Annotated in this window: 32 protein-coding genes, 2 tRNA genes and 1 pseudogene; 22 read left to right on the top strand and 13 right to left on the bottom strand. The window is 66.7% G+C overall.

Annotated features, from left to right (window positions below; genetic code table 11):
• Positions 1 to 233 precede the first annotated feature (233 nt).
• Positions 234 to 716 (top strand): annotated as a pseudogene (locus tag KBY70_RS13310) (glycoside hydrolase 100 family protein); the annotation flags it as partial.
• A gap of 69 nt (positions 717 to 785) precedes the next feature.
• On the opposite strand, the gene petD reads toward KBY70_RS13310, so the two are convergent.
• Both petD and petB read right to left on the bottom strand, forming a co-directional pair.
• On the bottom strand, positions 786 to 1,268 hold the full coding sequence (gene petD / locus KBY70_RS13315) for a cytochrome b6-f complex subunit IV (protein WP_094561598.1): 483 nt from the start codon (positions 1,266 to 1,268) through the stop codon (positions 786 to 788).
• 88 nt (positions 1,269 to 1,356) lie between these two features.
• A complete protein-coding gene (gene petB / locus KBY70_RS13320; protein ID WP_094561597.1) occupies positions 1,357 to 2,040 on the bottom strand; it encodes a cytochrome b6 in 684 nt (227 codons plus the stop codon).
• 95 nt (positions 2,041 to 2,135) lie between these two features.
• On the opposite strand from petB, the gene ctpZ reads away from it, so the two are divergent.
• The 3 genes from ctpZ to minC are packed head-to-tail and all read left to right on the top strand — an operon-like array spanning position 2,136 to position 5,395.
• Complete coding sequence (ctpZ, locus tag KBY70_RS13325; RefSeq protein ID WP_254988828.1) at positions 2,136 to 3,368, top strand: carboxyl-terminal processing protease CtpZ; 1,233 nt, start codon at positions 2,136 to 2,138, stop codon at positions 3,366 to 3,368.
• Between the two features lie 2 nt (positions 3,369 to 3,370).
• Entirely contained in the window at positions 3,371 to 4,612 is a 1,242-nt protein-coding gene (locus KBY70_RS13330) for an HD domain-containing protein (RefSeq protein ID WP_094561595.1), read from the top strand.
• 36 nt (positions 4,613 to 4,648) lie between these two features.
• Positions 4,649 to 5,395, top strand: coding sequence for a septum site-determining protein MinC (gene minC / locus KBY70_RS13335; RefSeq protein ID WP_233128777.1), 747 nt, complete (start codon positions 4,649 to 4,651; stop codon positions 5,393 to 5,395).
• Here minC and KBY70_RS13340 read toward each other — a convergent pair.
• Genes KBY70_RS13340 through KBY70_RS13350 form a run of 3 tightly spaced genes read right to left on the bottom strand, consistent with a single transcriptional unit; the run spans position 5,385 to position 7,595 of the window.
• Positions 5,385 to 5,990 carry a chromate transporter gene (locus KBY70_RS13340; RefSeq protein ID WP_254988829.1) on the bottom strand — a complete coding sequence of 202 codons (606 nt, stop codon included), beginning with the start codon at positions 5,988 to 5,990 and terminating at the stop codon, positions 5,385 to 5,387. The two genes, minC and KBY70_RS13340, sit on opposite strands and share 11 nt — an antisense overlap.
• Positions 5,987 to 6,571: a chromate transporter gene (locus tag KBY70_RS13345; RefSeq protein ID WP_233128776.1), complete on the bottom strand. Its 585-nt coding sequence runs from the start codon at positions 6,569 to 6,571 to the stop codon at positions 5,987 to 5,989. Before KBY70_RS13345 ends, KBY70_RS13340 begins: the two co-directional genes overlap by 4 nt.
• Positions 6,564 to 7,595, bottom strand: coding sequence for a phospholipase D-like domain-containing protein (locus KBY70_RS13350; protein ID WP_254988830.1), 1,032 nt, complete (start codon positions 7,593 to 7,595; stop codon positions 6,564 to 6,566). The genes KBY70_RS13345 and KBY70_RS13350 overlap by 8 nt, the downstream gene beginning before the upstream one ends.
• 116 nt (positions 7,596 to 7,711) lie before the next feature.
• Between KBY70_RS13350 and minD the strand changes: the two genes are divergently transcribed.
• From minD to KBY70_RS13375, 5 genes are all read left to right on the top strand, one after another.
• Positions 7,712 to 8,530, top strand: coding sequence for a septum site-determining protein MinD (minD, locus tag KBY70_RS13355; protein WP_094561592.1), 819 nt, complete (start codon positions 7,712 to 7,714; stop codon positions 8,528 to 8,530).
• Positions 8,531 to 8,535: 5 nt separating this feature from the next.
• Positions 8,536 to 8,844, top strand: coding sequence for a cell division topological specificity factor MinE (minE, locus tag KBY70_RS13360; RefSeq protein ID WP_094561591.1), 309 nt, complete (start codon positions 8,536 to 8,538; stop codon positions 8,842 to 8,844).
• Positions 8,845 to 8,895: 51 nt separating this feature from the next.
• On the top strand, positions 8,896 to 9,108 hold the full coding sequence (locus KBY70_RS13365; RefSeq protein ID WP_094561590.1) for a response regulator transcription factor: 213 nt from the start codon (positions 8,896 to 8,898) through the stop codon (positions 9,106 to 9,108).
• A gap of 34 nt (positions 9,109 to 9,142) precedes the next feature.
• Positions 9,143 to 9,214 (top strand) — tRNA-Thr (locus tag KBY70_RS13370).
• A 180-nt stretch (positions 9,215 to 9,394) separates the two neighbouring features.
• On the top strand, positions 9,395 to 9,853 hold the full coding sequence (locus tag KBY70_RS13375; RefSeq protein WP_254988831.1) for a hypothetical protein: 459 nt from the start codon (positions 9,395 to 9,397) through the stop codon (positions 9,851 to 9,853).
• 13 nt (positions 9,854 to 9,866) lie between these two features.
• Here the strand turns inward: KBY70_RS13375 and KBY70_RS13380 are convergent, their stop codons facing one another.
• The 5 genes from KBY70_RS13380 to KBY70_RS13400 all read right to left on the bottom strand — a co-directional run bounded on the left by KBY70_RS13380 (position 9,867) and on the right by KBY70_RS13400 (position 13,195).
• Positions 9,867 to 10,031 (bottom strand): hypothetical protein, encoded by a 165-nt coding sequence (locus tag KBY70_RS13380; protein WP_198953903.1) that lies wholly within the window; start codon positions 10,029 to 10,031, stop codon positions 9,867 to 9,869.
• 9 nt (positions 10,032 to 10,040) lie between these two features.
• Positions 10,041 to 10,679: a Sua5/YciO/YrdC/YwlC family protein gene (locus tag KBY70_RS13385; protein WP_409996068.1), complete on the bottom strand. Its 639-nt coding sequence runs from the start codon at positions 10,677 to 10,679 to the stop codon at positions 10,041 to 10,043.
• A complete protein-coding gene (gene prmC, locus KBY70_RS13390; protein ID WP_254988832.1) occupies positions 10,642 to 11,541 on the bottom strand; it encodes a peptide chain release factor N(5)-glutamine methyltransferase in 900 nt (299 codons plus the stop codon). Before prmC ends, KBY70_RS13385 begins: the two co-directional genes overlap by 38 nt.
• A gap of 9 nt (positions 11,542 to 11,550) precedes the next feature.
• Positions 11,551 to 12,591 (bottom strand): DNA-processing protein DprA, encoded by a 1,041-nt coding sequence (locus KBY70_RS13395; protein ID WP_254988833.1) that lies wholly within the window; start codon positions 12,589 to 12,591, stop codon positions 11,551 to 11,553.
• 163 nt (positions 12,592 to 12,754) lie between these two features.
• Positions 12,755 to 13,195 (bottom strand): acyl-CoA thioesterase, encoded by a 441-nt coding sequence (locus KBY70_RS13400; protein WP_254988834.1) that lies wholly within the window; start codon positions 13,193 to 13,195, stop codon positions 12,755 to 12,757.
• A 110-nt stretch (positions 13,196 to 13,305) separates the two neighbouring features.
• On the opposite strand from KBY70_RS13400, the gene KBY70_RS13405 reads away from it, so the two are divergent.
• The gene (locus KBY70_RS13405) at positions 13,306 to 14,154 is read left to right on the top strand and encodes a universal stress protein (RefSeq protein WP_254988835.1); all 849 of its coding nucleotides are present in this window, start codon (positions 13,306 to 13,308) and stop codon (positions 14,152 to 14,154) included.
• Between the two features lie 19 nt (positions 14,155 to 14,173).
• Here KBY70_RS13405 and psbM read toward each other — a convergent pair whose 3' ends face one another.
• Complete coding sequence (psbM, locus tag KBY70_RS13410; protein ID WP_015109223.1) at positions 14,174 to 14,281, bottom strand: photosystem II reaction center protein PsbM; 108 nt, start codon at positions 14,279 to 14,281, stop codon at positions 14,174 to 14,176.
• 48 nt (positions 14,282 to 14,329) lie between these two features.
• Positions 14,330 to 14,788 carry a 2Fe-2S iron-sulfur cluster-binding protein gene (locus tag KBY70_RS13415; RefSeq protein ID WP_254988836.1) on the bottom strand — a complete coding sequence of 153 codons (459 nt, stop codon included), beginning with the start codon at positions 14,786 to 14,788 and terminating at the stop codon, positions 14,330 to 14,332.
• Between the two features lie 116 nt (positions 14,789 to 14,904).
• On the opposite strand from KBY70_RS13415, the gene psbB reads away from it, so the two are divergent.
• The 12 genes from psbB to KBY70_RS13475 all read left to right on the top strand — a co-directional run bounded on the left by psbB (position 14,905) and on the right by KBY70_RS13475 (position 23,979).
• Entirely contained in the window at positions 14,905 to 16,467 is a 1,563-nt protein-coding gene (psbB, locus tag KBY70_RS13420) for a photosystem II chlorophyll-binding protein CP47 (protein ID WP_094561583.1), read from the top strand.
• Between the two features lie 24 nt (positions 16,468 to 16,491).
• Positions 16,492 to 16,587 (top strand): photosystem II reaction center protein T, encoded by a 96-nt coding sequence (locus KBY70_RS13425; protein ID WP_010314684.1) that lies wholly within the window; start codon positions 16,492 to 16,494, stop codon positions 16,585 to 16,587.
• Positions 16,588 to 16,712: 125 nt separating this feature from the next.
• The gene (gene nrdR, locus KBY70_RS13430; protein ID WP_254988837.1) at positions 16,713 to 17,210 is read left to right on the top strand and encodes a transcriptional regulator NrdR; all 498 of its coding nucleotides are present in this window, start codon (positions 16,713 to 16,715) and stop codon (positions 17,208 to 17,210) included.
• Positions 17,211 to 17,345: 135 nt separating this feature from the next.
• On the top strand, positions 17,346 to 18,446 hold the full coding sequence (locus KBY70_RS13435) for a 30S ribosomal protein S1 (protein WP_254988838.1): 1,101 nt from the start codon (positions 17,346 to 17,348) through the stop codon (positions 18,444 to 18,446).
• A 25-nt stretch (positions 18,447 to 18,471) separates the two neighbouring features.
• Positions 18,472 to 19,281 carry an HAD family hydrolase gene (locus KBY70_RS13440; RefSeq protein WP_254988839.1) on the top strand — a complete coding sequence of 270 codons (810 nt, stop codon included), beginning with the start codon at positions 18,472 to 18,474 and terminating at the stop codon, positions 19,279 to 19,281.
• A 26-nt stretch (positions 19,282 to 19,307) separates the two neighbouring features.
• Positions 19,308 to 20,570 (top strand): methionine adenosyltransferase, encoded by a 1,263-nt coding sequence (gene metK / locus KBY70_RS13445; protein ID WP_254988840.1) that lies wholly within the window; start codon positions 19,308 to 19,310, stop codon positions 20,568 to 20,570.
• Positions 20,571 to 20,589: 19 nt separating this feature from the next.
• Entirely contained in the window at positions 20,590 to 21,852 is a 1,263-nt protein-coding gene (locus tag KBY70_RS13450; RefSeq protein ID WP_254988841.1) for an FGGY-family carbohydrate kinase, read from the top strand.
• A gap of 152 nt (positions 21,853 to 22,004) precedes the next feature.
• A complete protein-coding gene (locus KBY70_RS13455) occupies positions 22,005 to 22,271 on the top strand; it encodes a DUF2470 domain-containing protein (RefSeq protein WP_254988842.1) in 267 nt (88 codons plus the stop codon).
• 39 nt (positions 22,272 to 22,310) lie between these two features.
• A complete protein-coding gene (locus KBY70_RS13460) occupies positions 22,311 to 22,994 on the top strand; it encodes a ComF family protein (protein WP_254988843.1) in 684 nt (227 codons plus the stop codon).
• Positions 22,985 to 23,057: transfer RNA gene (locus tag KBY70_RS13465), tRNA-Phe, on the top strand. Before KBY70_RS13460 ends, KBY70_RS13465 begins: the two co-directional genes overlap by 10 nt.
• Positions 23,058 to 23,098: 41 nt before the next feature.
• Positions 23,099 to 23,347: a hypothetical protein gene (locus KBY70_RS13470; protein ID WP_094561575.1), complete on the top strand. Its 249-nt coding sequence runs from the start codon at positions 23,099 to 23,101 to the stop codon at positions 23,345 to 23,347.
• Positions 23,348 to 23,376: 29 nt separating this feature from the next.
• Complete coding sequence (locus tag KBY70_RS13475) at positions 23,377 to 23,979, top strand: chromophore lyase CpcT/CpeT (protein WP_094561574.1); 603 nt, start codon at positions 23,377 to 23,379, stop codon at positions 23,977 to 23,979.
• A gap of 21 nt (positions 23,980 to 24,000) precedes the next feature.
• On the opposite strand, the gene KBY70_RS13480 is transcribed toward KBY70_RS13475, so the two are convergent.
• Complete coding sequence (locus KBY70_RS13480; RefSeq protein ID WP_254988844.1) at positions 24,001 to 24,450, bottom strand: hypothetical protein; 450 nt, start codon at positions 24,448 to 24,450, stop codon at positions 24,001 to 24,003.
• Between the last annotated feature and the right edge of the window lie 440 nt (positions 24,451 to 24,890).

A 24,890-nucleotide genomic window follows, 5' to 3' on the forward strand; every position in this document is an offset into this window, starting at 1 on the left:
GTTGGATGCGGCCGTGATCAATCCGGTGGGCACTGCTCACCGAAATGCCCGCCGCAGCGGCAGCCACCTCCTGGCGGCTGCCGGCTCGTCGTTTGGACATGTACAGCGCAATCTGTTGAACGGTGAGAGGAGCAGGCATGGCCCGGTGCCCTGCGCATGGCAACCGGATTCAGCTGAACTCCTCAAGAGCGGTCAACCTGTTTGGCGCGACCCCTCAACCAGATTGTCGTCGGACAGCCCCCCAACAACGGGCCCTGTTCCGCCTGGTGCTGCACAACCGCCAACACCTCATGGCGCAGATGCCGATGCGGATCTGCCATCCGCCCATGGAGGTGGAGGAGTGGGCCGAAAAAACCGGATCGGATCCCAAAAACTGGCCCTGGAGCTACCACAACGGCGGTCACTGGCCCAGCTTGCTCTGGTATCTCGGCGGGGCGATCTTGCTGCACGAGCAGCGGCACCCGGCCGCCGACGTGCTGCTGATGGGCCAGATGAAGGCCATGCTCGAGGAGTGCTACTGGAGCCAACTCAACCAATTGCCCCGCCAGCAATGGGCCGAATACTTCGATGGGCCCACCGGCACCTGGGTGGGCCAGCAGGCCCGCACCTACCAGACCTGGACGATCGTGGGGTTCTTGCTGCTGCACCACATCCTGCGGGTCAAGCCCGAGGACGTGGCCCTGCTGGATCTCAATGCCAGTGGCGGCCTGATCTGAAACCAGCGGCGATCACCATCAAAAAAGCCGCGACCAGGGCCGCGGCTCAAATAAACCTTTTAGGACGGATCAGAACAGACCCAGGGTGAGCGACTTGTCGATAGGCAGGGCTGCGCCGATACCGAGGTAGATCGCGAACACGGTGCCGAACAGGAACACGCCCATGGCCACGGGACGGCGGAAGGGGTTCTGGAACTTGTTGAAGCTCTCGATGAAGGGCACCAACATCAGACCCAGGGGGATCATGGTCTGCAGGGCGATGCCGAGCAGCTTGTTGGGCACGACCCGCAGGATCTGGAACACCGGGTAGAGGTACCACTCGGGCAGGATCTCCAACGGAGTGGCGAAGGGATCGGCCTTGTCACCCAGCATGGCGGGGTCGAGCACGGCCAAACCGACCATGCAGCCGATGGTCCCGAGGATCACCACCGGGAACATGTAGAGCAGGTCGTTGGGCCAGGCGGGCTCACCGTAGTAGTTATGACCCATGCCCTTGGCGAGCTTGGCGCGCAGGCTGGGATCGGTGAGGTCGGGCTTCTTGAGGATGTGCATGGCGGGGTGCCGGGAGCAGGGATCTCTGAGGACAGTGAACGCAGACTAGAGGGGATGAACCGGCGGAGGAGACCGCCGAATCAATGGGTCACAAGGGACCGGAAATGCCCTGCTTCCGGATCATCAGGAAGTGCATGAGCATGAACACGGCCAGCAGCCAGGGCATCACGAAGGTGTGGAGGCTGTAAAAGCGGGTGAGGGTCGATTGGCCAACGCTTTCACCACCGCGCAGCAGTTCCACCATGAAGTCGCCCACCACGGGCACGGCCGCTGGAACGCCAGACACAATCTTGACGGCCCAGTAGCCGAGCTGATCCCAGGGGAGGGAGTAGCCGGTGACGCCGAATGACACGGTGATGACGGCCATGGTGACGCCGGTGACCCAGGTGAGCTCGCGGGGGCGCTTGAAACCACCGGTGAGGTAGACGCGGAACACGTGCAGGATCAGCATCAGCACCATCATCGAGGCGCTCCAGCGATGCACCGAACGGATCAGCCAGCCGAAGCTGACGTCGGTCATCAGATACTGGACCGAGGCGTAGGCCTCAGCCACCGTGGGCTTGTAATAGAAGGTCATCGCAAACCCAGTGGCGAACTGGATCAGGAAACAGACCAGCGTGATGCCGCCCAAGCAGTAAAAAATGTTGACGTGGGGCGGCACGTACTTGGCCGAGATGTCGTCGGCAATCGACTGGATCTCAAGGCGCTCCTCGAACCAGTTGTAAACCGGGTTCGCGGCCTGACCGGAGTTTCCAGCAGGTGTGTTCGCCATGCAGCTGGGTGGTTTGGTTGCGAGAGTCTACCGATCGCGCCGAGCCGCCCGTGAGTGCCCCGCACCCCAGCACCAGGCCTTCTCCACCCTTTGCAATGACCTTGAAGCCAGGCTGGTCATGGCTGTGGCGCCCGCTGCTGGGGGGGCTGCTGGTGCTGGCCCTGCTGACGGCCCCCGTCGGCGGGCTGCTGGCCCTGAGCGACACCCAGCAGCTGGTGGTGGATGCCTGGCGCCTGGTGAACCAGAGCTACGTCGATCCCACGCGTTTCGACCAGGTGCACTGGAAGCGGCTGCGCCAAAAAGCCCTGGAGCAACCAATCCAAAGCTCCGGCGACGCCTACGACGCCATTGAGGCGATGCTCACCCCCCTGGGCGATCCCTACACCCGGCTGCTGCGGCCCGACGACTACGCCACCCTGCGCTCCAACACCCAGGGCACGGTGACTGGCGTGGGGCTGCAGCTGGGGTTGCGCAGCGGTGACCAACAGATCGTGGTGATCGCCCCGCTGGACGGCTCGCCCGCCGCCGAAGCCCAGATCCCCAGCGGCGCCGAAGTGCTGCGGGTGAATGGCCAGGCCACCGCAGAGCTGGGACTGGAGCAAACGGCCGCCGCCCTGCGGGGGCCGTCTGGCTCCCGGGTGCTGGTGGAGCTGGATGTGGCCGGACAGGTGCGGGAGGCGGAACTGGAGCGCCGCCAGGTGGAATTGCGCCCCGTGCGCAGCAAGCGGCTGCGGGTGGGTGACCACACCCTTGGCTACCTGCGCATCACCCAGTTTTCCGAGCCGGTGCCGCAAGACGTGCAGGAAGCCCTGGCCGACCTCAACGGCAAAGACATCGAGGCGCTGATCCTGGATCTGCGCAACAACTCCGGCGGGTTGGTGAGTGCGGGCCTTGCCGTTGCCAACGATCTGCTCGATGGCACACCCATCGTTGAGACCCAGGATCGCGATGGGCTCAGCTCACCCCAGCAGGCCAGACCAGGCCGGCTCTACGACGGGCCCATGCTCACCTTGGTGAACGGCGGCACGGCGAGCGCCAGCGAAATCCTGGCGGGCGCCCTGCAGGACAACGGCCGCAGTGAGCTGGTGGGGTCGCGCACCTTCGGCAAGGGGCTGATCCAGACCCTGATCCCCCTGGGCGACACCAGCGGGCTGGCCGTGACCGTGGCCCGCTACCTCACCCCCAGCGGCCGGGACATCCAGAACCAGGGGATCGAACCCGATCTGGCCCTGCCCCAACCTGAGCCCCTCGATCCTGGCGGCGACGACGACGCCTGGCTGGAGCAGGCCGGCCGCTTGCTGGCCAGTCGCCTGGAGGGCAACCTCTGACCATGGGGGAACGCACCTATCACGATCCCCTGCACGGGGCGATCCGCCTGGATGGGGCCGATCCGGCCGAAGCCCTGGCCATCGACCTGGTCGATACGGCCCCCTTCCAGCGCCTGCGCCGGGTGCGCCAGCTGGGGCCAGCCTTCCTGACCTTCCATGGCGCCGAATCCAGTCGCTTCACCCATTCGCTGGGGGTGTTGCACCTGGCCCGGCTGGCCCTGCAGCAGCTGGAGCGTCGCCATCCCGAACTGGCCGCCCAGCGGGGAGTGCTTTATGCCGCGGCCCTGCTCCACGACGTGGGCCATGGCCCCCTAAGCCACTCCGGCGAAGAAATGTATGGGCTGCATCACGAAGCCTGGTCGGGCCGCTTGATCCGGGAGCATCCGGCCCTGCGGGACCGCCTGGAGGCCCATGCACCAGGCACGGCCAGCGCCGTGGCCGATCTGCTCGAGCACGGCCGTTATGCCAACCCGGCCATCCAGGCCTTGGTGAGCAGCCAACTCGACTGCGACCGCCTCGACTACCTTCTGCGCGACAGCTACAGCACCGGCACCACCTATGGCCGGCTGGATCTGGAGCGGATCCTGGCCGCCTTCACCCTGGCCCCCGATGGCCAGCTGGCCCTCAGCCCCAAGGGGTTGATGGCCGTGGAGCACTACCTGGTGGTGCGCAATCTGATGTACCGCAGCGTTTACAACCACCGCCTCAATGTGGTGTGCAACTGGCTGCTGAACCAGGCCATCGCCACCGCCCGTCGGCTCGGGCCCGAGCGGGTGTGGGCCGATCGGGTGATGAACCGCTGGCTCTGGCACCCGAGCGAGCTCGATCTGCCGACCTTCCTGGCCAACGACGACATCCGCACCGGCTACCACCTGATGCGCTGGATGGAGGAGGGGCCGGCCGAGCTGCAGGATCCCTGCCGACGACTGCTGGAGCGACGCCTGCTCAAGGCCACCGATGTGAGCCACTGTGAGCCGGCCCAGCGGCTGGAGCTGCTGGCGGCGGCGCGGCAGCTGAGCGAAGCGGAGGGCCTGAGTGCCGAAACCAGCTGCGGCCTGCAGCAGCGCCAAACCCGCGGCTATCACCCCTACAAAGGGGGGCTGCGGATCTGGGACGGCGAGCGCCTTCAGGCCCTGGAGCAACGCTCCACCCTGGTGCAAAGCCTCACCGTGCCGGTGGAGCTGGCCTGGCTGATCCATCCGGCGGAGGTGGCCCCTAAGTTGCGCCAATTGCTGGGCCGCTGAGCGGAGGTGCTGATGGACGCGGGATCACCTGGCGGAATGGAACCAGCTGGTGGCGCCGTGTTCACGGCAGACCGATCGGGCCAGGGGGCCCACCGGCTGGTGCTGCCAGCGCCCCAGGTGGATGCCGCCCTGGCCACCCCGGCGCTAGGTGGAGCCGCCAACCTGGTGCGCAGCGCCGTTGAGAGCGCAGCCCTGCTCGCCGATGGCCCCGTGCAAGGGGCGGTGATGCTCGATGCCCGATCCTGGCGCCTCGGCCTCAGCCAGCTCAGCGAAATCCAGGCCACCCTGGCCAGCCGGCAGCTGCAGCTGGTGGCCCTGACCAGCGGCCATCCCCACACCCATGTGGCCGCCGCCGGCCTGGGCCTTGAGAGCCACTGGCCCCATCCCCCCGGCAATGGGAACGGCGCTGCCCGTGAAGCCCCTGCCAGCGCCAGCGAGGCGGGGCTGCTGGTGCACCAGGGCACGCTGCGCTCCGGCGACCACCTACAAGCGGATGGAACGGTGCTGCTGCTGGGGGACGTGAACCCCGGAGCACGGATCTCCGCCGGCGGCCACGTGCTGGTGTGGGGCCGCCTGCGGGGCATCGCCCATGCCGGCTGCACAGGCAACAGCGAGGCCCGCATCGTGGCCCTGCAACTGCGCCCCCTGCAGCTGCGCATCGCCGCAGCGGTGGCCCGCGGGCCGGAGGGTTTGCCCCCGGCAGGGTTGGCCGAAGAGGCCCGGATTGTGGATGGGGCCATTCAGATCGACCCCGCCCAACCGACCTGGCCCCTCAGCGGTTGATCACCCCCAGACCGCCCAGCACACCGGCCACCGCCATAAACAAGATCGGTGAGAGGCGGGTGCGCAGCATCAGCACGCACACCACCAGCGACACCACCACGCCGGGAACATTCGTGTCGGCCGTGCGCAGAATCTTGAGCCCCACGGCAAACAGGATCCCCAGGGTGATCGGCCCCATCCCCCGCTCAAAGGCCACCCGCCAGGGGGAATGCTCCAGTCGCTTCCAGCTCAGGCAGGCCGCCACCATCAGCAGGGTGGAGGGCAGAAGGATGGCGGCTTCGGCGCCGTAGGCAGTGAGCAGGGCCCACAGCGGCCCCTCCCGCCAGCTGGCCCCGAGGCCCAGCAAGCCCACCAACATCGAACTCGGCCCGGGCGCCGCTTCGGCCAGGGCGTAGACATCGGCGAACTGGGCATTGCTCAGCCAGCAGTACTGAGCCACGGCCAGGTGGTGGTATTCCGCCAGCAGGGTGTTGCCACCGCCAAGGGAAAACAGCGACAGCGACAAAAACTGCCAAAGCACCTGCAGCAGGGTGCCCAGGTCGGTGAGAGGGGCGGGTTCGCAGACGGCCGCCGCCGCAGCAAGCTCCAGGCTCATGGCGACGACGGGCGGCGCGGCCAATACCAGGCCATCGCCAATGGGCCGGCGACCAACACCACCGGAATCAGGCGAACGTGCAAGGCCGTGAGCGCCAGGAACACGCCGGCGGCCAGCAGCTGCGCAACCCGATCGTTCCAATACTGATCAAGAATCTTGAAGCCCATCGAGAGGGCCATGCCGGCCGCCGCGGCCACCACCCCCGCCAGCACCCGATCAACCGAAGGGATGTCGTGGAACTGGAAGTAGGCCAGGCCCACCGCCATCAACAGGGTGAAGGGCAGCAGCAACATCCCGGCCAGGGCAACCAGGGCACCGGTCAGGCCGTGGAAGTCGGCGCCGATGTACACAGCCATGTTGATTTGGTTGGGCCCAGGAAACAGCCGCGCCACAGTGAGACCCGTGAGGAATTGCTCGTTGGTCATCCAACGGCGCTGCTCCACCACAATCCGCTGGCTCCAAGCCGACAGCCCGCCGCCAAAGGCCGAGAGGGCCACCTGGAGCATGCCCCAGAACAACTGGACCAGGCTGGGGCGAGGGGCCAGTGGGCTGGGCGGGGCTGTTACTGCGGGCTCAGTCATGCACGAAATGGGGATCGGGCGGCAGTTCGCCCGCCTCATGGAGGCTGGGATCGAGCGGATCGGGGGCGTGATATTTCATTGCCGCCTCCCAATCGGCCTGGAATGTGGCGCGCAGCCGGGCCACCACCTCGGGGGCATCGGATTCGATGCCCAGCTCCCGGCGCAGGTCAAAGGCACTGCGATCGATGTTCATGGAGCCGGTCTGGGCGTAGGCCCCATCCACCAGCAGCAGCTTGGCGTGCAGTTTCAAGTGCTTCTGGCGCCGCACCTTCACGCCGAAGCGCTCCATCACCCGCAACGACGAAAACGTGTCGTAGATGTCCCAGTCGGAGATGCCGTGCTTACCGCCGCAGAGCAGGCGCACCTTCACGCCCCGCTCCCGGGCGGAAATGAACCGCTCGAGGATCACGGCATCCACAAATTTGGGGTGCTGGATCCAGAGCGTGGCGCGGGCCATGTCGATGATCCGAGCCATCTGTCCCCGGCTGTGCACGCTGCTCCACACCAGCCCCACGCTGAGGTCGGGGTGGAAAAAGGTGCGATTCCAGTCGGCTTCGAAACCGCCAATCACCTCTTCCACCACCGGGGTGGCATAGCTGACGATGCCGTAGTCGCGGGTTTGGGTGAAATATTTGTCGCTGAGGTTGAAGGTGGAGATCAACGCACAGCTGCGGTCCACCGCCAGCGACTTCTCATGGGTGACCTGGAAGGCCTCGCTGGTCCAGGCCACCGCGATGCCCCAGGCGCCAAGCCGTGCATGGGCCTCATCGTTCCAGCGGTCGCCGCCGGAGGTGTGGGGATTGAGCATCACCCGCACCTGCACCCCGCGCTGGTGGGCGCGCAGCAGTGCCTGCTCAATGGCCTCCGACTGGAGCTTGAACTGCTTGAGCCGCAGCGACTCCTGGGCCCCGTCGATCAGGGCCACCACGGCCTCAACGCCGTCGTCGGGCATCACCAGCAGCTGCTGGTGATGGTGTTGATAGTCCTGCGGTAGAGCCGGCTGCGGGTCCGTGAGCTCAGTCATTCCGACCGGGTGCCAGATCCACCCGTTGTAAACCCTGGTGGAGGGGCGGCAATGCCAGCTAGAACACCTGCAACCCTGGATTTTGGCCTTAACCTGCCGGCAATCCAGCCTTCGCCGTGGCCGCTGCGTCAACCCGCTACATCCTGATCTGCTCCGGCAAAGGGGGCGTGGGCAAAACCACCCTCACCGCCAATCTCGGCATCGCCCTGGCCAAGCAGGGAGCACGCACCGCCGTGCTCGATGCCGACTTCGGCCTGCGCAACCTCGACTTACTGCTGGGGCTGGAAAACCGCATTGTGTACACCGCCCAGGAGGTGCTCTCGGAGAGCTGCCGACTGGAACAGGCCCTGGTGAAGCACAAGCAGGAACCCAATCTGGCGCTGCTGCCGGCGGGCAACCCCCGCATGCTCGATTGGCTCCAGCCCGACGACATGCAGAAGATTGCCGCCATGCTCGGCGAGCACTTCGACTACGTGCTGATCGATGCCCCCGCCGGCATTGAGGGCGGCTTCAAGAACGCCATGGCGGCAGCACGGGAGGCCATCGTGGTCACCACGCCGGAAGTATCGGCGGTGCGTGATGCCGACCGGGTGATTGGCCTGCTCAACAGCGAAGGGGTCAAGCCCATTCAGCTGGTGCTCAACCGGGTGCGGCCAAAGATGATGGCCAACCAGGAGATGCTCGCGGTGAGCGATGTCACCGACATCCTGGCCCTGCCCCTGCTGGGGCTGGTGCTGGAAGACGAGCAGGTGATCGTGAGCACCAACCGCGGCGAGCCCCTGACCCTCAATGGCAACGGCTCGCCGGCGGCGCGTGCCTACACCAATGTGGCCCGCCGCCTCCAGGGTGAAGACGTGCCCCTGATCGATCCGAGCAAGGAGCGCCAGGGCCTCCGGGCCAAGATCGGCCGCCTGATGCAAACCAAGATCTTCTGAAGCCGATGACCCTGCGCGATGTGATCAACAAACTGCTGGGCCGGCAACCCGCCAGCGCCAACACCGCCAAGGAGCGGCTGCAGCTGGTGCTGGCCCACGACCGCAGCGACCTCAACCCCGAGTTGTTGCAACAAATGCGGCGGGAGATCCTCGAGGTGGTGAGCCGCTACGTCGAAATTGACTTTGAGGAAGGGGATGTGACCCTCGAAACAGAAGACCGGGTGACGGCGCTAGTGGCCAACCTGCCGATCCGGCGCGCCAAGCTGCCCTCTCCCACGGCTGACGCCGCTCTGGAGGCCAAAGTCGGCCCCTAAGGCCAAGCTGCCCAGTGTGGGAATCCTGGGGCAGATGCCCTTGGAATCCCGATGTCGTTGCCGATTCAGATGGCCAATGCGGAACTCACTCCCGCAGAACGGCGCGTGCTCCAGGAACTGGAACGGGGCCACAGCAACAAGGCCATTGCTGCAGCCCTGATCGTGAGCCCGCGCACGGTGGAAAGCCACATGTCGAGCCTGCTGGCCAAAACCGGCTGTCAAAGCCGCACCCAGCTGCTGCTCTGGGCCTTGGCCGAACGATAAAGTCGTCATTGGAGAGCGGATTTCTGCCTCCTAGGCCGGCTTAGCTCAGTGGTAGAGCAGCGCTTTTGTAAAGCGAAGGCCATCGGTTCAAATCCGTTAGCCGGCTCTTGGTAGACCACCCGTCCTGGAGGGTCGGCATGGTGGGAAGCCGCCGAATGGGCGAATCTGGATGGGCCGATTGGTTGTGCCTCTCTTGCCCATCCCCCTTTGAAGCCTTCTGGGCCTGGTCGCCCTGATCCTGCAGCTGGAATCCACCAGGGCCGTTCACGCCCAGGGGGCTACGCCAGTGGCAACTCCGGCCGTTAGCCCAAGCGATGCCAACGGCAAACCAGCCGCCGCCGGAGGGGGGCAAACCAGCGCCAAGGAGCAGGTTCTGCTCGACAAAATCCGACAACTCAAAGCCCCCCGCTGGAAAAGCTTCGGCAGCTGCCGCTACGACTGGAGTGCCTGGAGGGTGGCGGAGGGCGGCGTCCGCACCACCACCAGCATCTGTGGCGCGCCGGAGGTGACCAGCAAGGTAGCGGTGCACTGCGAGACCCTGCGGGTGAGTCATCAAGGCGCCCAGGGCGCCTGGGGGGAATGGCGGCTGCCGCTGTCGCAGGAGGAGTCGAAAAGCCAGGGCGGCGAAGACCTGATGGTGGCCCATCTCTGTGCCAACGCCAAACCGATCCCGGCCACGCCTGCAGCGCCAGCAGCCAGCCCGGCCAAGGGCAGCGCCAGCGCACCCCGCACCAAAACCCCTTAACCCGAAGGCTCGCTTAAGGCCCAACCGGGCGCCCGGCCAACAACCACAGCCCCAGAGCCAACAGCGCCCACGGCAGGAACGACAACTCCATTAGCACCGGCAGCAGGTGCAGCAGCGGCTGCATGAACCAGTGGAACGCCGCCACCGCCAGGAGCACCATCAGAGCAAGGGCGGCCATCAACTTGCGCTAGATCCCTGGTGGCAGTAGAGCACCGGCGCGCAGCACCTGCCACTGCCCCGTTTCCCCCCAGGCCAGCACCGTGCTGGCCTGGCCGCCAGCCATCGGCCATGGCAACGGCGCCAGACGGGGAACCTGAGGAAATTGCTGGGCAGCCTGCTCGGCAGTGGTGGCGGCCGGGCAACCGGAGAGATTGGCGCTGGTGGTGGCCAGGGGGCCCGAGAGGCTTAGCAGGGCCAGGGCTTCGGGGCAGGCCGGCAGGCGCAGACCCAGACTGGCGCCACCGGGGTTCAACGCTGCGGCCACTGGCCCGGTGGCAGGCAACACCAGGGTCACCGCTCCCGGCCAGGCCCAGGCCGCCATCTCCAGCCAGGCGGGCTGCAGCGGCACCCCCAGCGCAGCCAGCAACACCTCCGAGCTGGCCGCCATCAGGATCAAGGGCTTGTCGGGCGGCCGCTGCTTGAGGGTCCACAGCTGGTGGGCCTGGTTGGGGCATGCCGCCAGGGCCGGCAGGGTGTCGGTGGGGAATAGCGCCGCCGAGCCGCGCTGCAGCCGATCGGCCAGAGCGGGGGCGGAGAGGGCTGGGGCGGGCCAAGGCCTCGGTGCGGAATCAGACCCCATCGCCGGTGTGTTGCGGGGAGAGACCATGGCGAGCTGAAGCAAAGCGGCGCTGGCCCTCCAGATCAGCATGGGCCTGCACCTGCTCGAGCCCTGCTGCAGCCAGCAGAGCCATCACCGCCTCACTCTGGTCGTGATGGTGCTCCAACAACAGCAATCCGCCGGGCACCAGGGCGTCGGCCGCCCCCTTCGCGATCGCGCGCAGGGCGTCGAGCCCATCGGCACCGCCATCGAGGGCGAGGGCCGGCTCATGATCCCGCACCACCGGATCCAAGCCAGCCCACACCGCCGTGGGGATGTAGGGAGGATTGCTCACCACCAGCTCCAACGCGCCCCACCAGGGGCGCAGCGGCTGCCACCAACTGCCCTGCAGGAGCTGCACCCGCCCGCTCACCCTGCCCCGCTCCAGATTGTCGGCCGCCTGCTGCAACGCCACGGGACTGCTATCGACGGCCATGCCGCAGCTCGCCGGCCACGCCAGGGCGAGCGCGAGGGCCAAGCAACCCGAACCGGTGCCGAGGTCGGCCCAACGACCCGGGCAGGCCGGGGCCAGCGCCAGAGCCAGCTCCACCAGCAGCTCGGTTTCCTGCCGCGGAATCAGCACGCCAGGGGCAACGGCGAGCTCCAGATCCCGCCACGGACAACGGCCCACCAGATATTGCAGGGGCTCAGCGGTGTCGAGATGGCGTTGCCAGAGGGTCTCGAGCCGCGACAGCCCACAGGTCAGCCGCACCGGTTGCTGGGGAGAGAGGCGCAGCTGTTGCTGCTGCTGCCAGGAGAGACCACCGGCCAGATCCACGAGCCAATCGAAGGCAGCGGGGCTGCCCCCCAGGGCCAGCTGCCGCCGCCGCCAGGCCAACCACTGCTCCCCGTCGAGCTGCCCCTGCTGCATGGATCCAGGCTAAATCGGGCGCCAACAGAGGCCCGGCTCAGCCCGCACCTGCCCCCGCAGCTCGAGGGCCAGCAGGCGGGCGGCCAGCACGGCCACAGGCTGATCGAGAGCAAGGCAGAGCTGCTCCAGGGAAGCGCCGCGCCCTAGGGCCAAGACCAGGGCCGGATCCACCGTGCCAAGAGCCTGCGCCTCCGACGGGGGGAGTGCATCGGCCGGGGCCAGGGGGCCCGGACCGAGCTGGCGGATCAGATCGGCGGGCTCCAGCAGCACCGTGGCGTCTTGGGCGAGCAGCCGATTGCTGCCGGCTGCCGAGGCTTTGCCGGCATCGGCTGGCACCACCCACAGGGGCAACTCCTGGCGCATCGCCAGAGTGGCCGAATGCAGGGCGCCGCTGCGCAGCGGGCACTCCACCACCACCACGGCCTGGGAGAGCCCCACCTGAAGACGATTGCGCGCCGCGAAATGGCCGGCCTGCACCGCCGTGCCGGCGGGCAACTCACTCACCAACAACCCTTCAGCGGCCACCTCGGCCTGGAGAGCCTCGTGATGGCGCGGATACACCCGCTCCAGGGGCGTGCCCAGCACCGCCACGGGCCGGCCGCCGTGGGCCAGGCATCCCCGATGCACCGCCCCATCAATCCCCTCGGCCAGGCCACTCACCACCGGCCAGCCGGCCTGGGCCAGGGCCGCACCGATCGCCTCCGCCATGGCGAGGCCATGGCGGGAAGGCCGGCGGGTGCCCACCACCGCGATGGCCTGACGGCGATGCAACAGCGGCCACAACCAACCACGCCCGCTCCAATGCAGCCGCAAGGGCGGGCGTTCCAAGTTCAGAAGCGCAGGCGGGAAGGCAGGATCGGCGGGCAGCACCACCCGCCTGCCGCCGTGGAGCTGGCGGGCCAGGCGAGGCAGGGGATCAGGCCCCCAGTGGGTGCGGTAGCGCTCCAACTGACGGCAGCTGGCGGGTCCCAATCCCGCCAAGGCCGTAAAGGCCTCCGGCGGCGAGGCCCAGGCCGCTGCCCACCCGCAGAAACTGTCGCGAATGGCCATTAATCGGCTGAAACCAATACCCGGACACCCCGACCACAACAACCACCAGAGACGCTGCTCCCGATTCCAGCCTTGGCGATCGGCCGCCCTCAACAGCCCCAGACCCAGCCCCCGAGCCCGACCCCGCCCCGCCATACCCGCTTTCAGTACAGATGTACTGATCCTAGAGCGGGCCGCGCTCCAGGGTCGCCACGGCGGCCTCCAAATCGGCTGGCAGCCGGCGCAGCAGCCGGCGCTGGTCCGAGCCGGGCACCCCGGCCACCAGCACCAGGTCCACCTGTGCCTCGGCGGCCACACCCCCATCCGCCGCCACAAACCTGCTGCGCCAGGGCAACTTCAAACCACGACGCGGCAGCACTTCACTCCAGATCTGCACCACGTCGCCGTGGAGCAGGGCCTGCTTGTAATCGATGCTCAAACGCACCACCGGCAACTCCAGCCCCCGGGCCGAGAGATCGCTGTAGGCCAGCCCCGCGGCCGCCAGGGCCTCCACCCTGGCCTCCTCAAGCCAGGCCAGATAGGCGCCATGCCACATCACACCAGCGTGATCGGTGTGCTGCGGCAGCACCCGCCGCTCCAGCAACCAACCGGCCAAGGCCTTCATGGCTGGATCCCCCACAACGCGGTCCGACCATCACGGTCTGCAGAGCAGATGCCTGGGCTCCAGGGATCGGCCATAGGCTTGCGGGGAGCCTGCTTCATTGAGTCGTCCCCGTGTTTCGCAACGTTCTAATCGCCGATTCCGGCAAGGGCCATGTGGAAGAGATGGTGCGCATGCTGCGCGACATCCCCGCCGTTCGCCAGGCCCGGATCAACCTGTTGCATGTGGTGCCTGAGCAGGCGGGTGAGAGCTTCACCGAACACTCCCAGAAGGCCGCCGCCATCGCCGCGGAAGCCGTGCAGCGCCTGGGCCTGAACCCCAGCGAGGTGAACACCATCATTCGCCAGGGCGACACCAAGCAGACCGTGCTGAAGGTGGCCGATGAACTCGACAGCGATCTGATCGTGATGGGTTCCCGCGGCATGAGCCGCCTGCAAGCGATCCTCAGCAACAGCGCCAGCCAATACGTCTTTCAATTGTCGACCCGGCCGATGCTGTTGGTGCGCGACGACCTCTACGTGCGCCACATCAACCTGATCATGGTGACGATCGATGGCACCGGCGTGGGGGATGACGCCCTCAAACTGGCCTGTGAATTGGTGCGCGAGATCCCCGGCGGCAGCCTCACGGGTGTGCACATCACCCGGCAGGACATCAGGCCCTCTCGCGGAGGCAAATCCCCGACCGACGAGGTGCTGGACAAGGCCGTGCAACGGGCCCGCGGCTACGGCGTGGATCTGAAAACGGTGCATCGGAGCGGGGACGTGGGCCGCACCGTGTGCGCCGCTGCCGAGGATCTCAAGGCCGACCTACTGGTCATCGCATCCCAGGATCGGCGCCCGGTGGTCGCCCGAGGGTTGGTGGACATCGACCGTCTGCTGGGCAGCTCAGTGAGCGATTACATCCGGGTGCATGCACCAGCACCGGTGCTCCTGGTGCGTGAACCGGAGGGACGCAGCTAAGGCGCCAAGCCCCCTGGGATCAGCCCCCCTGACGGCTGTTGGTCTGGATGTAGAGGATGATCAAAAAGACCGCGGGAACCAACACGAACAGCAGGCTGGCAACAAAGCCGAGATCGTTGGTTTCCATGGCTGAAAGGGAAGTTCTGGGAGGGTATCACCGCCAAATGGGCGGGTTTCAGGAGGCTTCATCGCTCGTTGCGGTTGGCTCCTGCTCCTCCGGCTCCCCATCGTCGTCTTCCAGCTCCGGTGGAGCGGGCCAGGCCGTGGGGCCGGGGGGCAGAGGCTGGGCCAGAGCTGCCTCCAGCAGAGCGTCCTGATCCGCCAACCCCACCTGGGGCCGCGTCAGCACCAGAAGCGAGTCCTGCACCAGGGCCTGGCAGGCCAGCCGCCAGTTCTGGGGACGCCGCTTCAGCTTCAGGTCTTCCACAGGGGTGCGGCCGCTCAGCACCTGGCTGCCCGTTCCCTCTGGAATGGCCACAAAGCAAGTGATGCACTGGCCGCACCCCCCACAGTTGCCCAGGGTTCCCTTGAGCCCATAGAGCTGAATTCCCTCGCGCAGCGCCACCTCCCGCAGGTTTTCACCGGGGTAGCACTCCACGTCACGCCCCTCGCGCACAAACCGGATGACGGGCATGGGAAACGAGCTGCTGCGATCTCCATTGTGGGTCAGGCCGTTGCGGTCCGTTACCTCGGCCGCGCGGTGGCCTGGGCTCCCCTTACGATCGCCCAACCCACCCAGAACTACCCCCCATGGGATTGCCCTGGTATCGGGTGCACACGGTCGTGATCAACGACCCGGGCCGACTGCTCGCCGTGCACCTCATGCACACCGCCCTGGTTGCCGGCTGGGCCGGCTCCATGGCGCTCTATGAGCTCGCCATCTTTGACCCCTCCGACCCGGTGCTCAACCCGATGTGGCGCCAGGGCATGTTTGTCATGCCCTTCATGGCCCGTCTCGGCGTGACCGGCAGCTGGGGAGGCTGGAGCATCACCGGAGAAACCGGGGTCGATCCCGGCTTCTGGAGTTTCGAAGGTGTGGCTGCTGCCCACATCATTTTCAGCGGCCTGCTCTTCCTGGCCGCCATCTGGCACTGGACCTACTGGGATCTCGAGATCTGGCAAGACCCCCGCACCGGGGAGCCAGCCCTCGACCTGCCCAAGATCTTTGGCATCCACCTGCTGCTTGCCGGCCTCGCCTGCTTTGGCTTCGGCGCCTTCCACCTCACCGGTGTGTTTGGCCCAGGCATGTGGGTCAGCGACCCCTATGGAATCACCGGACATTTAGAGCCGGTGCAGCCCTCGTGGGGTCCTGAAGGCTTCAACCCCTTCAACCCTGGCGGCATCGTGGCCCACCACATCGCCGCCGGCATTGTTGGCATCATCGCTGGCATCTTCCACATCACAACCCGTCCGCCAGAGCGCCTCTACAAGGCCCTGCGCATGGGCAACATCGAAACCGTGCTGGCGTCGGCCATCGCCGCGGTGTTCTTTGCTGCCTTCATCGTGGCCGGCACGATGTGGTACGGCGCTGCCGCCACCCCGATCGAGCTGTTCGGCCCTACCCGTTATCAGTGGGACCAGGGCTATTTCAAGGCGGAAATCAACCGCCGCGTGCAAACGGCCCTCGACAACGGCGCCACCAAGGAGCAGGCCTACGCCTCGATTCCTGAGAAACTCGCCTTCTTCGACTACGTGGGCAACAGCCCTGCCAAGGGCGGTCTGTTCCGCGTCGGCCCGATGGTGAATGGTGATGGCCTGCCCACCAGCTGGATCGGCCACATCTCCTTCACCGACAAGGACGGCCGCGACCTGGAAGTGCGCCGCCTGCCCAACTTCTTTGAGAACTTCCCTGTGGTTCTCCAGGACCAGGAGGGCATCGTGCGAGCCGACATCCCCTTCCGTCGGGCTGAAGCCAAGTACTCCTTCGAGCAAACGGGCGTCACCGCCACCGTTTATGGCGGTGCTCTGAACGGTCAGACCTTCACCGATCCCGCTGACGTCAAGCGGCTGGCCCGCAAGGCCCAGCTGGGTGAAGCCTTCGAGTTCGATCGCGAGACCTACCACTCGGACGGCACCTTCCGCAGCTCACCCCGCGGCTGGTTCACCTTCGGCCACGCCACCTTCGCGTTGCTGTTCTTCTTCGGCCACATCTGGCACGGCGCCCGCACCCTCTACCGGGATGTGTTCGCAGGCATTGATCCGGATCTGGGTGAGCAGGTGGAATTCGGTCTGTTCCAGAAACTGGGCGACAAGTCCACCCGTCGTCTGCCAGAGGGCTACGTGCCCCCTGCCGGCACGACGACCCTCAGCTGACCGCCAGAACCCTCGAGGACATCCATGGAAAGCTTCGCTTACATCCTGATCCTGGCTCTGGCCATTTCCACGCTTTTCTTTGCCATCGCCTTTCGCGATCCCCCGAAGATCGGCAAATAATTGGCCATCTCTGAGCCAAGCCCCTGCCCCGGCAGGGGCTTTTTTGTTGCCGCAAACAGAAAAGCAGGCCTTTCCAAATGAAAAAACGCTGTCTAAACTTGAGAAACACGCCCGGACGTTCGGGGATGCAATGCCCCTCTTGCCAACACACCGACAGCCGGGTGCTCGAGTCTCGGGCAGCCGACAGCGGGCGCAGTGTGCGACGACGGCGTGAATGCCTCAATTGCGAATTTCGTTTCACCACCTATGAACGGGTGGAAACGGTGCCCATCACCGTGGTGAAGCGCAACTCCAGCCGGGAAACCTTCAACCGGGCCAAATTGCTGCACGGTGTGCTGCGGGCCTGCGAGAAAACCGGCCTTGAGCCCGCCCGACTTGAAGGGGTGGTCGACGAAATCGAGTTGCAGCTGCAACAGCGCAGCGGTCGCGAGGTGACCAGTGGCGAAATCGGCGAGCTGGTGCTGCAACATCTCAGCGAGATGAGCGAAGTGGCTTACGTCCGCTTTGCGTCGGTGTATCGGCAATTCCAGGGGATCAGCGACTTTGTCGCCACCCTTGAAGGCCTGCACAAACGCAGCGGTAGCCGCCTGCGCGGCCAGCCGAGCTTGGCGGCCATCGGCTGAGCACGTCGCCAAACCTGCCTGATCACGTCACCAACCGGGGCCGCCCACGTTGGTACAGTGACGGATCGGACTGTGTCTGCTGGCGGGCAGATCGTCCAATCCTTCGCACTGCCCTCGGCAGGCCGCCAACCTTCCATGACCGTGACCCCTTCCGACTCCACCACTGAAGCGCTCAGCACGCCATCGCTCAGCAGCGACGCTCTCAGTGCCGAGGCCGACCTCGATCTCGCCGCTGAGACGGCCGACGATCTCGACCTGGCCATTCCGGAAGAGGTTCCCACCGCCGACGACCCCAGCAGCCGCGCCGCATCCCGCAGCGACGTCGATGGCGTGGGCTTCACGCTCGATGAATTTGCGTCGCTGCTGAGCAAGTACGACTACAACTTCAAGCCCGGCGACGTCGTCAACGGCACCGTGTTTGCCCTCGAGTCGAAGGGCGCCATGATCGACATCGGCGCCAAGACAGCCGCCTTCATGCCCCTGCAGGAGGTGTCGATCAACCGGGTCGAGGGCCTGAGCGACGTGCTCCAGCCCGGGGAGATCCGGGAGTTCTTCATCATGAGTGAGGAGAACGAGGACGGCCAGCTCTCGCTCTCCATTCGCCGCATTGAGTACCAGCGGGCCTGGGAGCGGGTGCGTCAGCTGCAGAAGGAAGACGCCACCATTTACAGCGAAGTGTTTGCCACCAACCGCGGTGGTGCGCTGGTGCGGGTGGAAGGTCTGCGCGGCTTCATCCCCGGCAGCCACATCAGCACCCGCAAGGCCAAGGAAGAGCTGGTGGCCGACTTCCTGCCCCTCAAGTTTCTGGAGGTGGACGAGGAGCGCAACCGCCTGGTGCTCAGCCATCGCCGCGCCCTGGTGGAGCGCAAGATGAACCGCCTCGAGGTGGGCGAAGTGGTGCTGGGCACCGTGCGCGGCATCAAGCCCTACGGCGCCTTCATCGACATCGGTGGCGTCAGCGGCCTGCTGCACATCTCCGAGATCAGCCACGAGCACATCGAGACGCCGCACACGGTGCTCAACGTGAACGATCAGATGAAGGTGATGATCATCGACCTCGACGCCGAGCGGGGCCGCATCTCCCTGTCCACCAAGGCCCTCGAGCCGGAGCCCGGCGACATGCTCACCGATCCCCAGAAGGTGTTTGAGAAGGCCGAGGAGATGGCCGCCCGCTACAAGCAGATGCTGCTCGAGCAAGCCGAGGACAACGAGCCGATGGGCGTCACCCTCGACTGAGGGCTCGACACCCCTCGATTCTCCGATGGCACAACTGCTTCTGCGGGGCCAGATCCTGGCTGATGCCACCGGCCATCCCCACCAGATCGACGCGGTGCTGTTCGACAAGGACGGCACCCTCTCGATCAGTGAGCCCATGCTCCATGCCCTGGCTTCGGCCAGGGTTTTTCATGCCCGCCGGTTGCTGCAGCAACGCCATCCGGAACTGCCGACAACCCAAACCGAGGCGCTGACTGACCTGCTGCAGCGCGCCTATGGGCTGAGCGAGCAGTCCATCCACCCCGCTGGCGCCACGGCCGTCGGCTCCCGGGCCCACAACCTGATCTCCACCGCCACGGCCCTGGCCCTGGTTGGGCTGGGTTGGCCCGAGGCGCTCGAGCTCAGCGAGGCCATCTTCACCGCCACCGATGGTCTGCATGGGCAGGGCAGCCAGCATCGGCCGATCGCCACCGACGGGCTTCACAACATGGTGGAGGCCCTGGCCGATGCTGCGGTGGCCTGCGCGGTGATCAGCAACGACGACAGCCCCGGCATCGAGGCATTCCTGGCCAGTCAGCAGCTCAGCTCCCGTTTTCAGGGGTTCTGGAGCGCCGACCACAGCCCGCGCAAGCCCGACCCGGCCGCGGTGCAAGCCCTCTGCGCCATGCTCGGCGTGGCAGTGGAGCGCTGCGCCCTGATCGGTGACGCCAACAGTGACCTGCGCATGGCCCGGCAAGCGGGGGTGCCGGTCGTGCTCGGCTATGGGGCGGGCTGGACCATGGCTCCTCCGCTGGACCCCAGCTTTGCTTGCCTCAGCCATTGGAATGAGCTGGAGGTGCGCGCCACCGCCGCATAGGCTGACCCCACGTTGATCAAGGCCGGATGAGCCGCTACGTTTTCACCTCCGAATCGGTCACCGAAGGGCACCCCGACAAGATCTGCGACCAGGTGAGCGATGCGGTACTCGACGCCCTGCTCGCCCAGGATCCGGCCTCGCGGGTGGCCTGCGAAACCGTTGTGAACACAGGCCTGTGCCTGATCACCGGCGAAGTCACCACCAACGCCCGGGTCGACTTCAACACCCTGGTGCGAGGCGTGATCAACCAGATCGGCTACAGCGGCGCCCGCGCCGGTGGCTTCGATGCCCACAGCTGCGCCGTGCTGGTGGCCCTCGATCAGCAGTCGCCCGACATCGCCCAAGGGGTGAACGAGGCCGACGACCACGACGGTGATCCACTCGATCTGGTGGGCGCCGGCGACCAGGGGATCATGTTTGGCTACGCCTGCAACGAAACCCCGGAGCTGATGCCCCTGCCGATCAGCCTGGCCCACCGGCTGGCGCGGCGCCTGGCGGAAGTGCGCCACAACGGCACCCTCAGCTACCTGCTCCCCGACGGCAAGACCCAGGTGAGCGTGGTGTACGAGAACGACGTGCCTGTGGCGATCGACACGATCCTGATCTCCACCCAACACACCGCTGAGATCGCCCTGCCGGATGGCAGCTCACTGAGCGAAGAGAAGGCCCTGCGGGAGCGCATCGCCGCCGACCTCTGGCAGCACGTGGTGGAGCCCGCCACCGCCGATCTGAGCCTCAAACCCAGCCAGGCTGACACCCGCTTCCTGGTGAACCCCACCGGCAAATTCGTGGTGGGCGGCCCCCAGGGCGATGCCGGCCTCACAGGGCGCAAGATCATCGTGGACACCTACGGCGGCTACGCCCGCCATGGCGGCGGGGCCTTCTCCGGCAAGGACCCCACCAAGGTGGATCGCTCCGCCGCCTACGCCGCCCGCTATGTGGCCAAGGCCCTGGTGGCCGCGGGCCTGGCCCGCAAGGTGGAAGTGCAGCTCAGCTATGCCATCGGCGTGGCCAAGCCCGTGAGCATCCTGGTGGAGAGCTTCGGCACCGGCGCGATCAGCAACGCCGACCTCACCAACCTGGTGCAGGAGCATTTCGACCTGCGCCCCGGCGCCATCATCGAAACCTTCGGCCTGCGCCAGCTGCCCCAGCAGCGTGGCGGCTGCTTCTACCAAGACGTCGCCGCCTACGGCCACTTCGGCCGCTCCGACCTCAATCTGCCCTGGGAAAACGTGGAGGCGATCGCCGCCACCCTGAAGCAGGCCACCGCCGCCCAGGTCGCGGCCTGACACCGTTGACCAGCCAGCGATGACAGCGCTGGCGCTGGGTGTGGATCTGGGCAGCAGCGGGCTGCGGATCGCGCTTGTTGAACCTGGCGGCGCAAAGTTGCTGGAGGAGACCAGCCCCTACCCCACCCGCTTGGAAGACCCCTGGAGCTGGGTGAACGGCCTGGAGCTGCTCTGCGCCCGGCTGCCGTCCGCCCTGCGCAGTCGGGTGGGGACCATCGCCATCGCTGGGACCTCCGGCACCCTGCTGCTGTGCCGCCCCGATGGCCAACCAGGCCCAGGGGCCTTGGGCCTAGCCCTGCCTTATCACCACTGCTGCACCGAACAAGCCGCAGCTGCTGCGGCCCTCGCCGGTGGGGGCCCGGCCGCCAGTGCCAGCGGCAGCCTGGCCCGGGCCCTGCACCTGCTGGCCCAGGCCGAGCACAGCGGCGAAGCGGGGCCCTGGCTGCTGCGGCACCAGGCCGACTGGCTGATGGGCTGGCTGATGGGCAACTGGCGCCGGGGTGAGGAAGGCAACAACCTGCGACTGGGCTGGGATCTGCAGCGACAGCGCTGGAGTGGAGCCATCGACCTCCAGCCGTGGGCTTCTGGCCTACCAGAGATCTGCGCCAGCGGCACAGTGCTGGACGCCCTGGCAGCCGGGCCAGCCCAACGGCTGGGCCTGCCCAGCCACAGCCAAGTGGTGGCGGGCAGCACCGACGCCAATGCCGGCGTCCTTGCAGCGGAGCCCCTCAGCGGCGATGGCATCACCGTGCTCGGCACCACCCTGGTGCTCAAGCAGTTCAGCCCCAAGCCGATTGAGGGGGCGGGGATCAGCTGCCACCGCGTCGCCGGGCGCTGGCTGGTGGGCGGCGCCTCCAATGCTGGGGCGGGCATCCTGCGGCGCTTCTTCAGCGACGGGCAAATCGCCGAACTCAGCCGTCAGATCGACCCCAGCCAGCCCACGGGGCTGCGGCTGCGCCCTTTGCCGGCCCGCGGCGAGCGCTTTCCGGTAGACGATCCCAACCTGGAGCCGGTGCTCGAGCCCCGCCCGATCAGCGATGGGCGCTACCTCCAGGCCCTGCTGGAGGGGCTCACCGCCATCGAGCAGGCTGGCTGGCAGCGCTTGCGCGCAGCCGGCGCACCACCCCTGGAGCGGGTGATCACCCTGGGAGGTGGTGCCCGCAACCCCCAGTGGCGCCAGCTGCGGCAACAGAGCCTGGGGGTTCCGGTGCTGAACCGCCCTGGGCTGTCCGCGGCCCTCGGCATGGCCAGACTGGCAGCAACCATCCTTGCTCCGCCATGAACGACCGCCTGCGCTCGGTGATCTCGATGGGGGTGTTCGTGGTGCTGGCGGGGTATGTGGGCTTCAGTGCCATTCGCCTGGGCATCCTGCTCTGGCAGCGCTTCGGAGCCGGCTGACGCCAGAATCCGGCCACACCCCCGCTGCGCAGCGCCATGGCCGCCGACCCCCTCACCCCCGCCGTGAGCGATCGGATCTGCAAACACATGAACGACGACCACGCCGAAGCGGTGGTCGCCTACGCCCGCCATTACGCCGGCATCGAAGCCGCCACGGCCGTGCGCATGGTTGCCGTGGGGCCAGAGGCGATGCAGCTGGAGGTGGATGGCCAGATGGTGGAGGTGCGCTTCGACCACACCCTCAGCGACAGCGACGACGCCCACCGCACCCTGGTGGCCATGCTGCGGGCCATGCCCCGCTAGGGCGTGGGAATCCTGCAGCCATTGCCGCGTTCACCCGCCATGGCTGCCTGGCCCACCGGCCCCTCCCCCCTGGCCGCAGGGCTGCTCCGGCTGTTGCCCCTGCACTGGATCGCCCAACCGCCCAAGCTGCACGCCGATCTCGCCGCAGCATTGCCACCGGGCGGATTCCAGGGCGCTGGGCCCCTGCGCTGGTGGGCGGCGGGCCTGTATGAAGGCGATGTGCGCCGGCAACTGCTGCAGCTGCGCAAGCAACCACAGCCACCCCTGGTGGGTGTGTTGGCGGAGCACCTGGCCGACGCCCTTGCCGCCGAAGCCTGGGAGCAGCCGCCACTGCTGGTGCCGATCCCCAGCTGGAAACAACGGGCGAACCCCCTGCCGGGTCTGCTGGGCCGGGCCCTGAGCTGGCGGCTGGGTTGGCAGCAGTCGCCCCTGCTCGAACGCAGTCGGGCGGTGCTGGGCCAGCACCACCTGGGCCGCGAGCTGCGCTGGGCCAACCAGGCCGGTGCCTTCCGCTGCGTCGCCCCCGAAACCTTGCGGCGCCGGCCCCGCCCACCGGTGCTGCTGATCGACGACATCCTCACCACTGGCGCCACCGCCTGCGCCGCCGCATCGGCCCTGCGTGAGCAGGGGTGGTGCGTGGCCGGCATGGCCTGCCTGGCCCGCACCCCCTGGCAGCGCCGTGATCTAAGATCCAAAAGTCGCTACGGCGACAGGCCGGGATAGCTCAGTTGGTAGAGCAGGCGATTGAAAATCGCCGTGTCCCCAGTTCAAATCTGGGTCCTGGCATTGTTCGACTGGCTGCGGCCCAGGCGCGTTTTCCTAACACCATGCGCGAGCCACCAGCAGACTCCAATCGGCTGTTCAACAACGCCGACAGCTTTGCCCAGGCCTTCGATGAAGCCTGGAAGCAGCACGAGCAACGCGACCCCCACCATGGCCTCGACCCCGCAGCCAAAGTTGAGCTGATGCTGGAACGCCTGGCCGAGCACCCCTTCCTGCAGAACGACCCCACCCTGGCCCGCCAGGTGGCGGGTTTCCGGCTAAGGCTCTTAGGGCTGACGGGGCTGAGCCAGTAGCTTCAGGCGCGGAGGCACGGTCTGGCGTGATGGAGAGCTCACTGGAGCGGTTGGTGCGGATGCTGAGCGGTGGCTTCAGCAACCAGGAGCAGGCTTTCGAGAACCCGCCCCTCTACGCCCACATCCTGGTCAAGTTTCGTCCGCTTCCCCAACTGGAGCCGGGTTCCTTGCTGCTCGAGCAGAGCTACGCGATCAACCCTGCGGCGCCCTACCGCACTCGGGTGCTGCGGGCCGAGCGTCAGGGGGATCAGCTGATCATCCGCAACCAGTCCCTGGTGGACGACCAACGCTTCTGGGGTGCAGTGGAGGATGCCGAACGCCGCAGCCTGATCCAAGCGGAGGATCTACGGCCCCTCGAGGGATGTGCCTACGTGGTGCGGGAAGAGGGTGATGGCTTTGTGGGTGAGGTGGAGCCGGGCTGCCGTTGCCTGGTGGACCGCAAAGGGACCACCTCCTACCTGGTGAGCCGCCTCGAGCTGCATCGCGATAACATGCGCACCATCGACCGCGGCCACGACCCAGTGACCCACGAGCACCTCTGGGGCTCGCTGCCAGGCCCCTTTGAATTCACCCGCACCGACGACTACAGCACCGAGATCCCCGACAGCTGGAGGGAAGCCTTCAGCCGCTGAACCAGCGAAGGCATCAACCCCTCAGGCACTCAGCTCATCGAGGAACGGCTGTTCCTCGGCAAACAGGGGCTCATCGGCAAAGGCCTGCTCCGCGTCATCGAGAAATGGATCCTCGCTGGGGGGCTCCTCCATCACGGCCTCCTCTTCCATGGGCGCAACGGCGGAGACTACTGCGGGAGCAATGGAGCGCAGGTGGCGGGCCGCCCCCGTGCTCTCCAGCCCGCTGAGCAGGCCCTCCAACTGAGCCAGGCGATCCTCCGTTTCACCGAGCCGCAGCTCCGTGTCTTCGGCCACCACCCCGAAACCGGAAGCGGAGCCATCCAGCAACGGCTCCACCTTCAACTCCTGCGCCACCAGTCGCTCCTCCAGCTCGAGCAGCCGGAAGGTGAGGGTTTCAGCCACCTCAGAAAGGGTCTGCAGCTGGTTGGCCAGCCGCTGGGTGAAGTCTGCAACCTTTAGATCAACAGACATAACCAGTGCCGATGGGATGAGCGGATGGTATCGGCGCAGCCCGTGAGCGCTAGGTCCAGACGGACCAGAGCCTGCCGCGCAGTATTTGCAACGATTCACAAAGCCTTGTGAACCAGTCAAACAAGACAAAGGGGCGCCCCCCATGACAGAGGCAAAGCGACCAAATCAATGCGCATGCAAAGCGGTGCTTGCAAGCCAATTCGCATTGGCGAGGGAATGCCTCAAAAGCTCGGGTCATTGCTCGATCGCAAGCTGTGGATAGCCAAGCTTTTTGAGAACCACACCACCAACAGCATTGTCGAGCTAAAAATGAGGTGACGTGGACCCCGGCAATCGGTCCAGGGTGAATGAGAGTCCTCAGCCGGCCAGACTGGGCCGGGGACTTCACCATGAAACGCACCAGGCACACCGCGGAGCAGATCATCCGCAAGCTGAAAACG

The organism is Cyanobium sp. ATX 6E8, assembly GCF_024346335.1.
In the GTDB taxonomy this organism is placed as follows: Bacteria; Cyanobacteriota; Cyanobacteriia; order PCC-6307; family Cyanobiaceae; genus Cyanobium_A.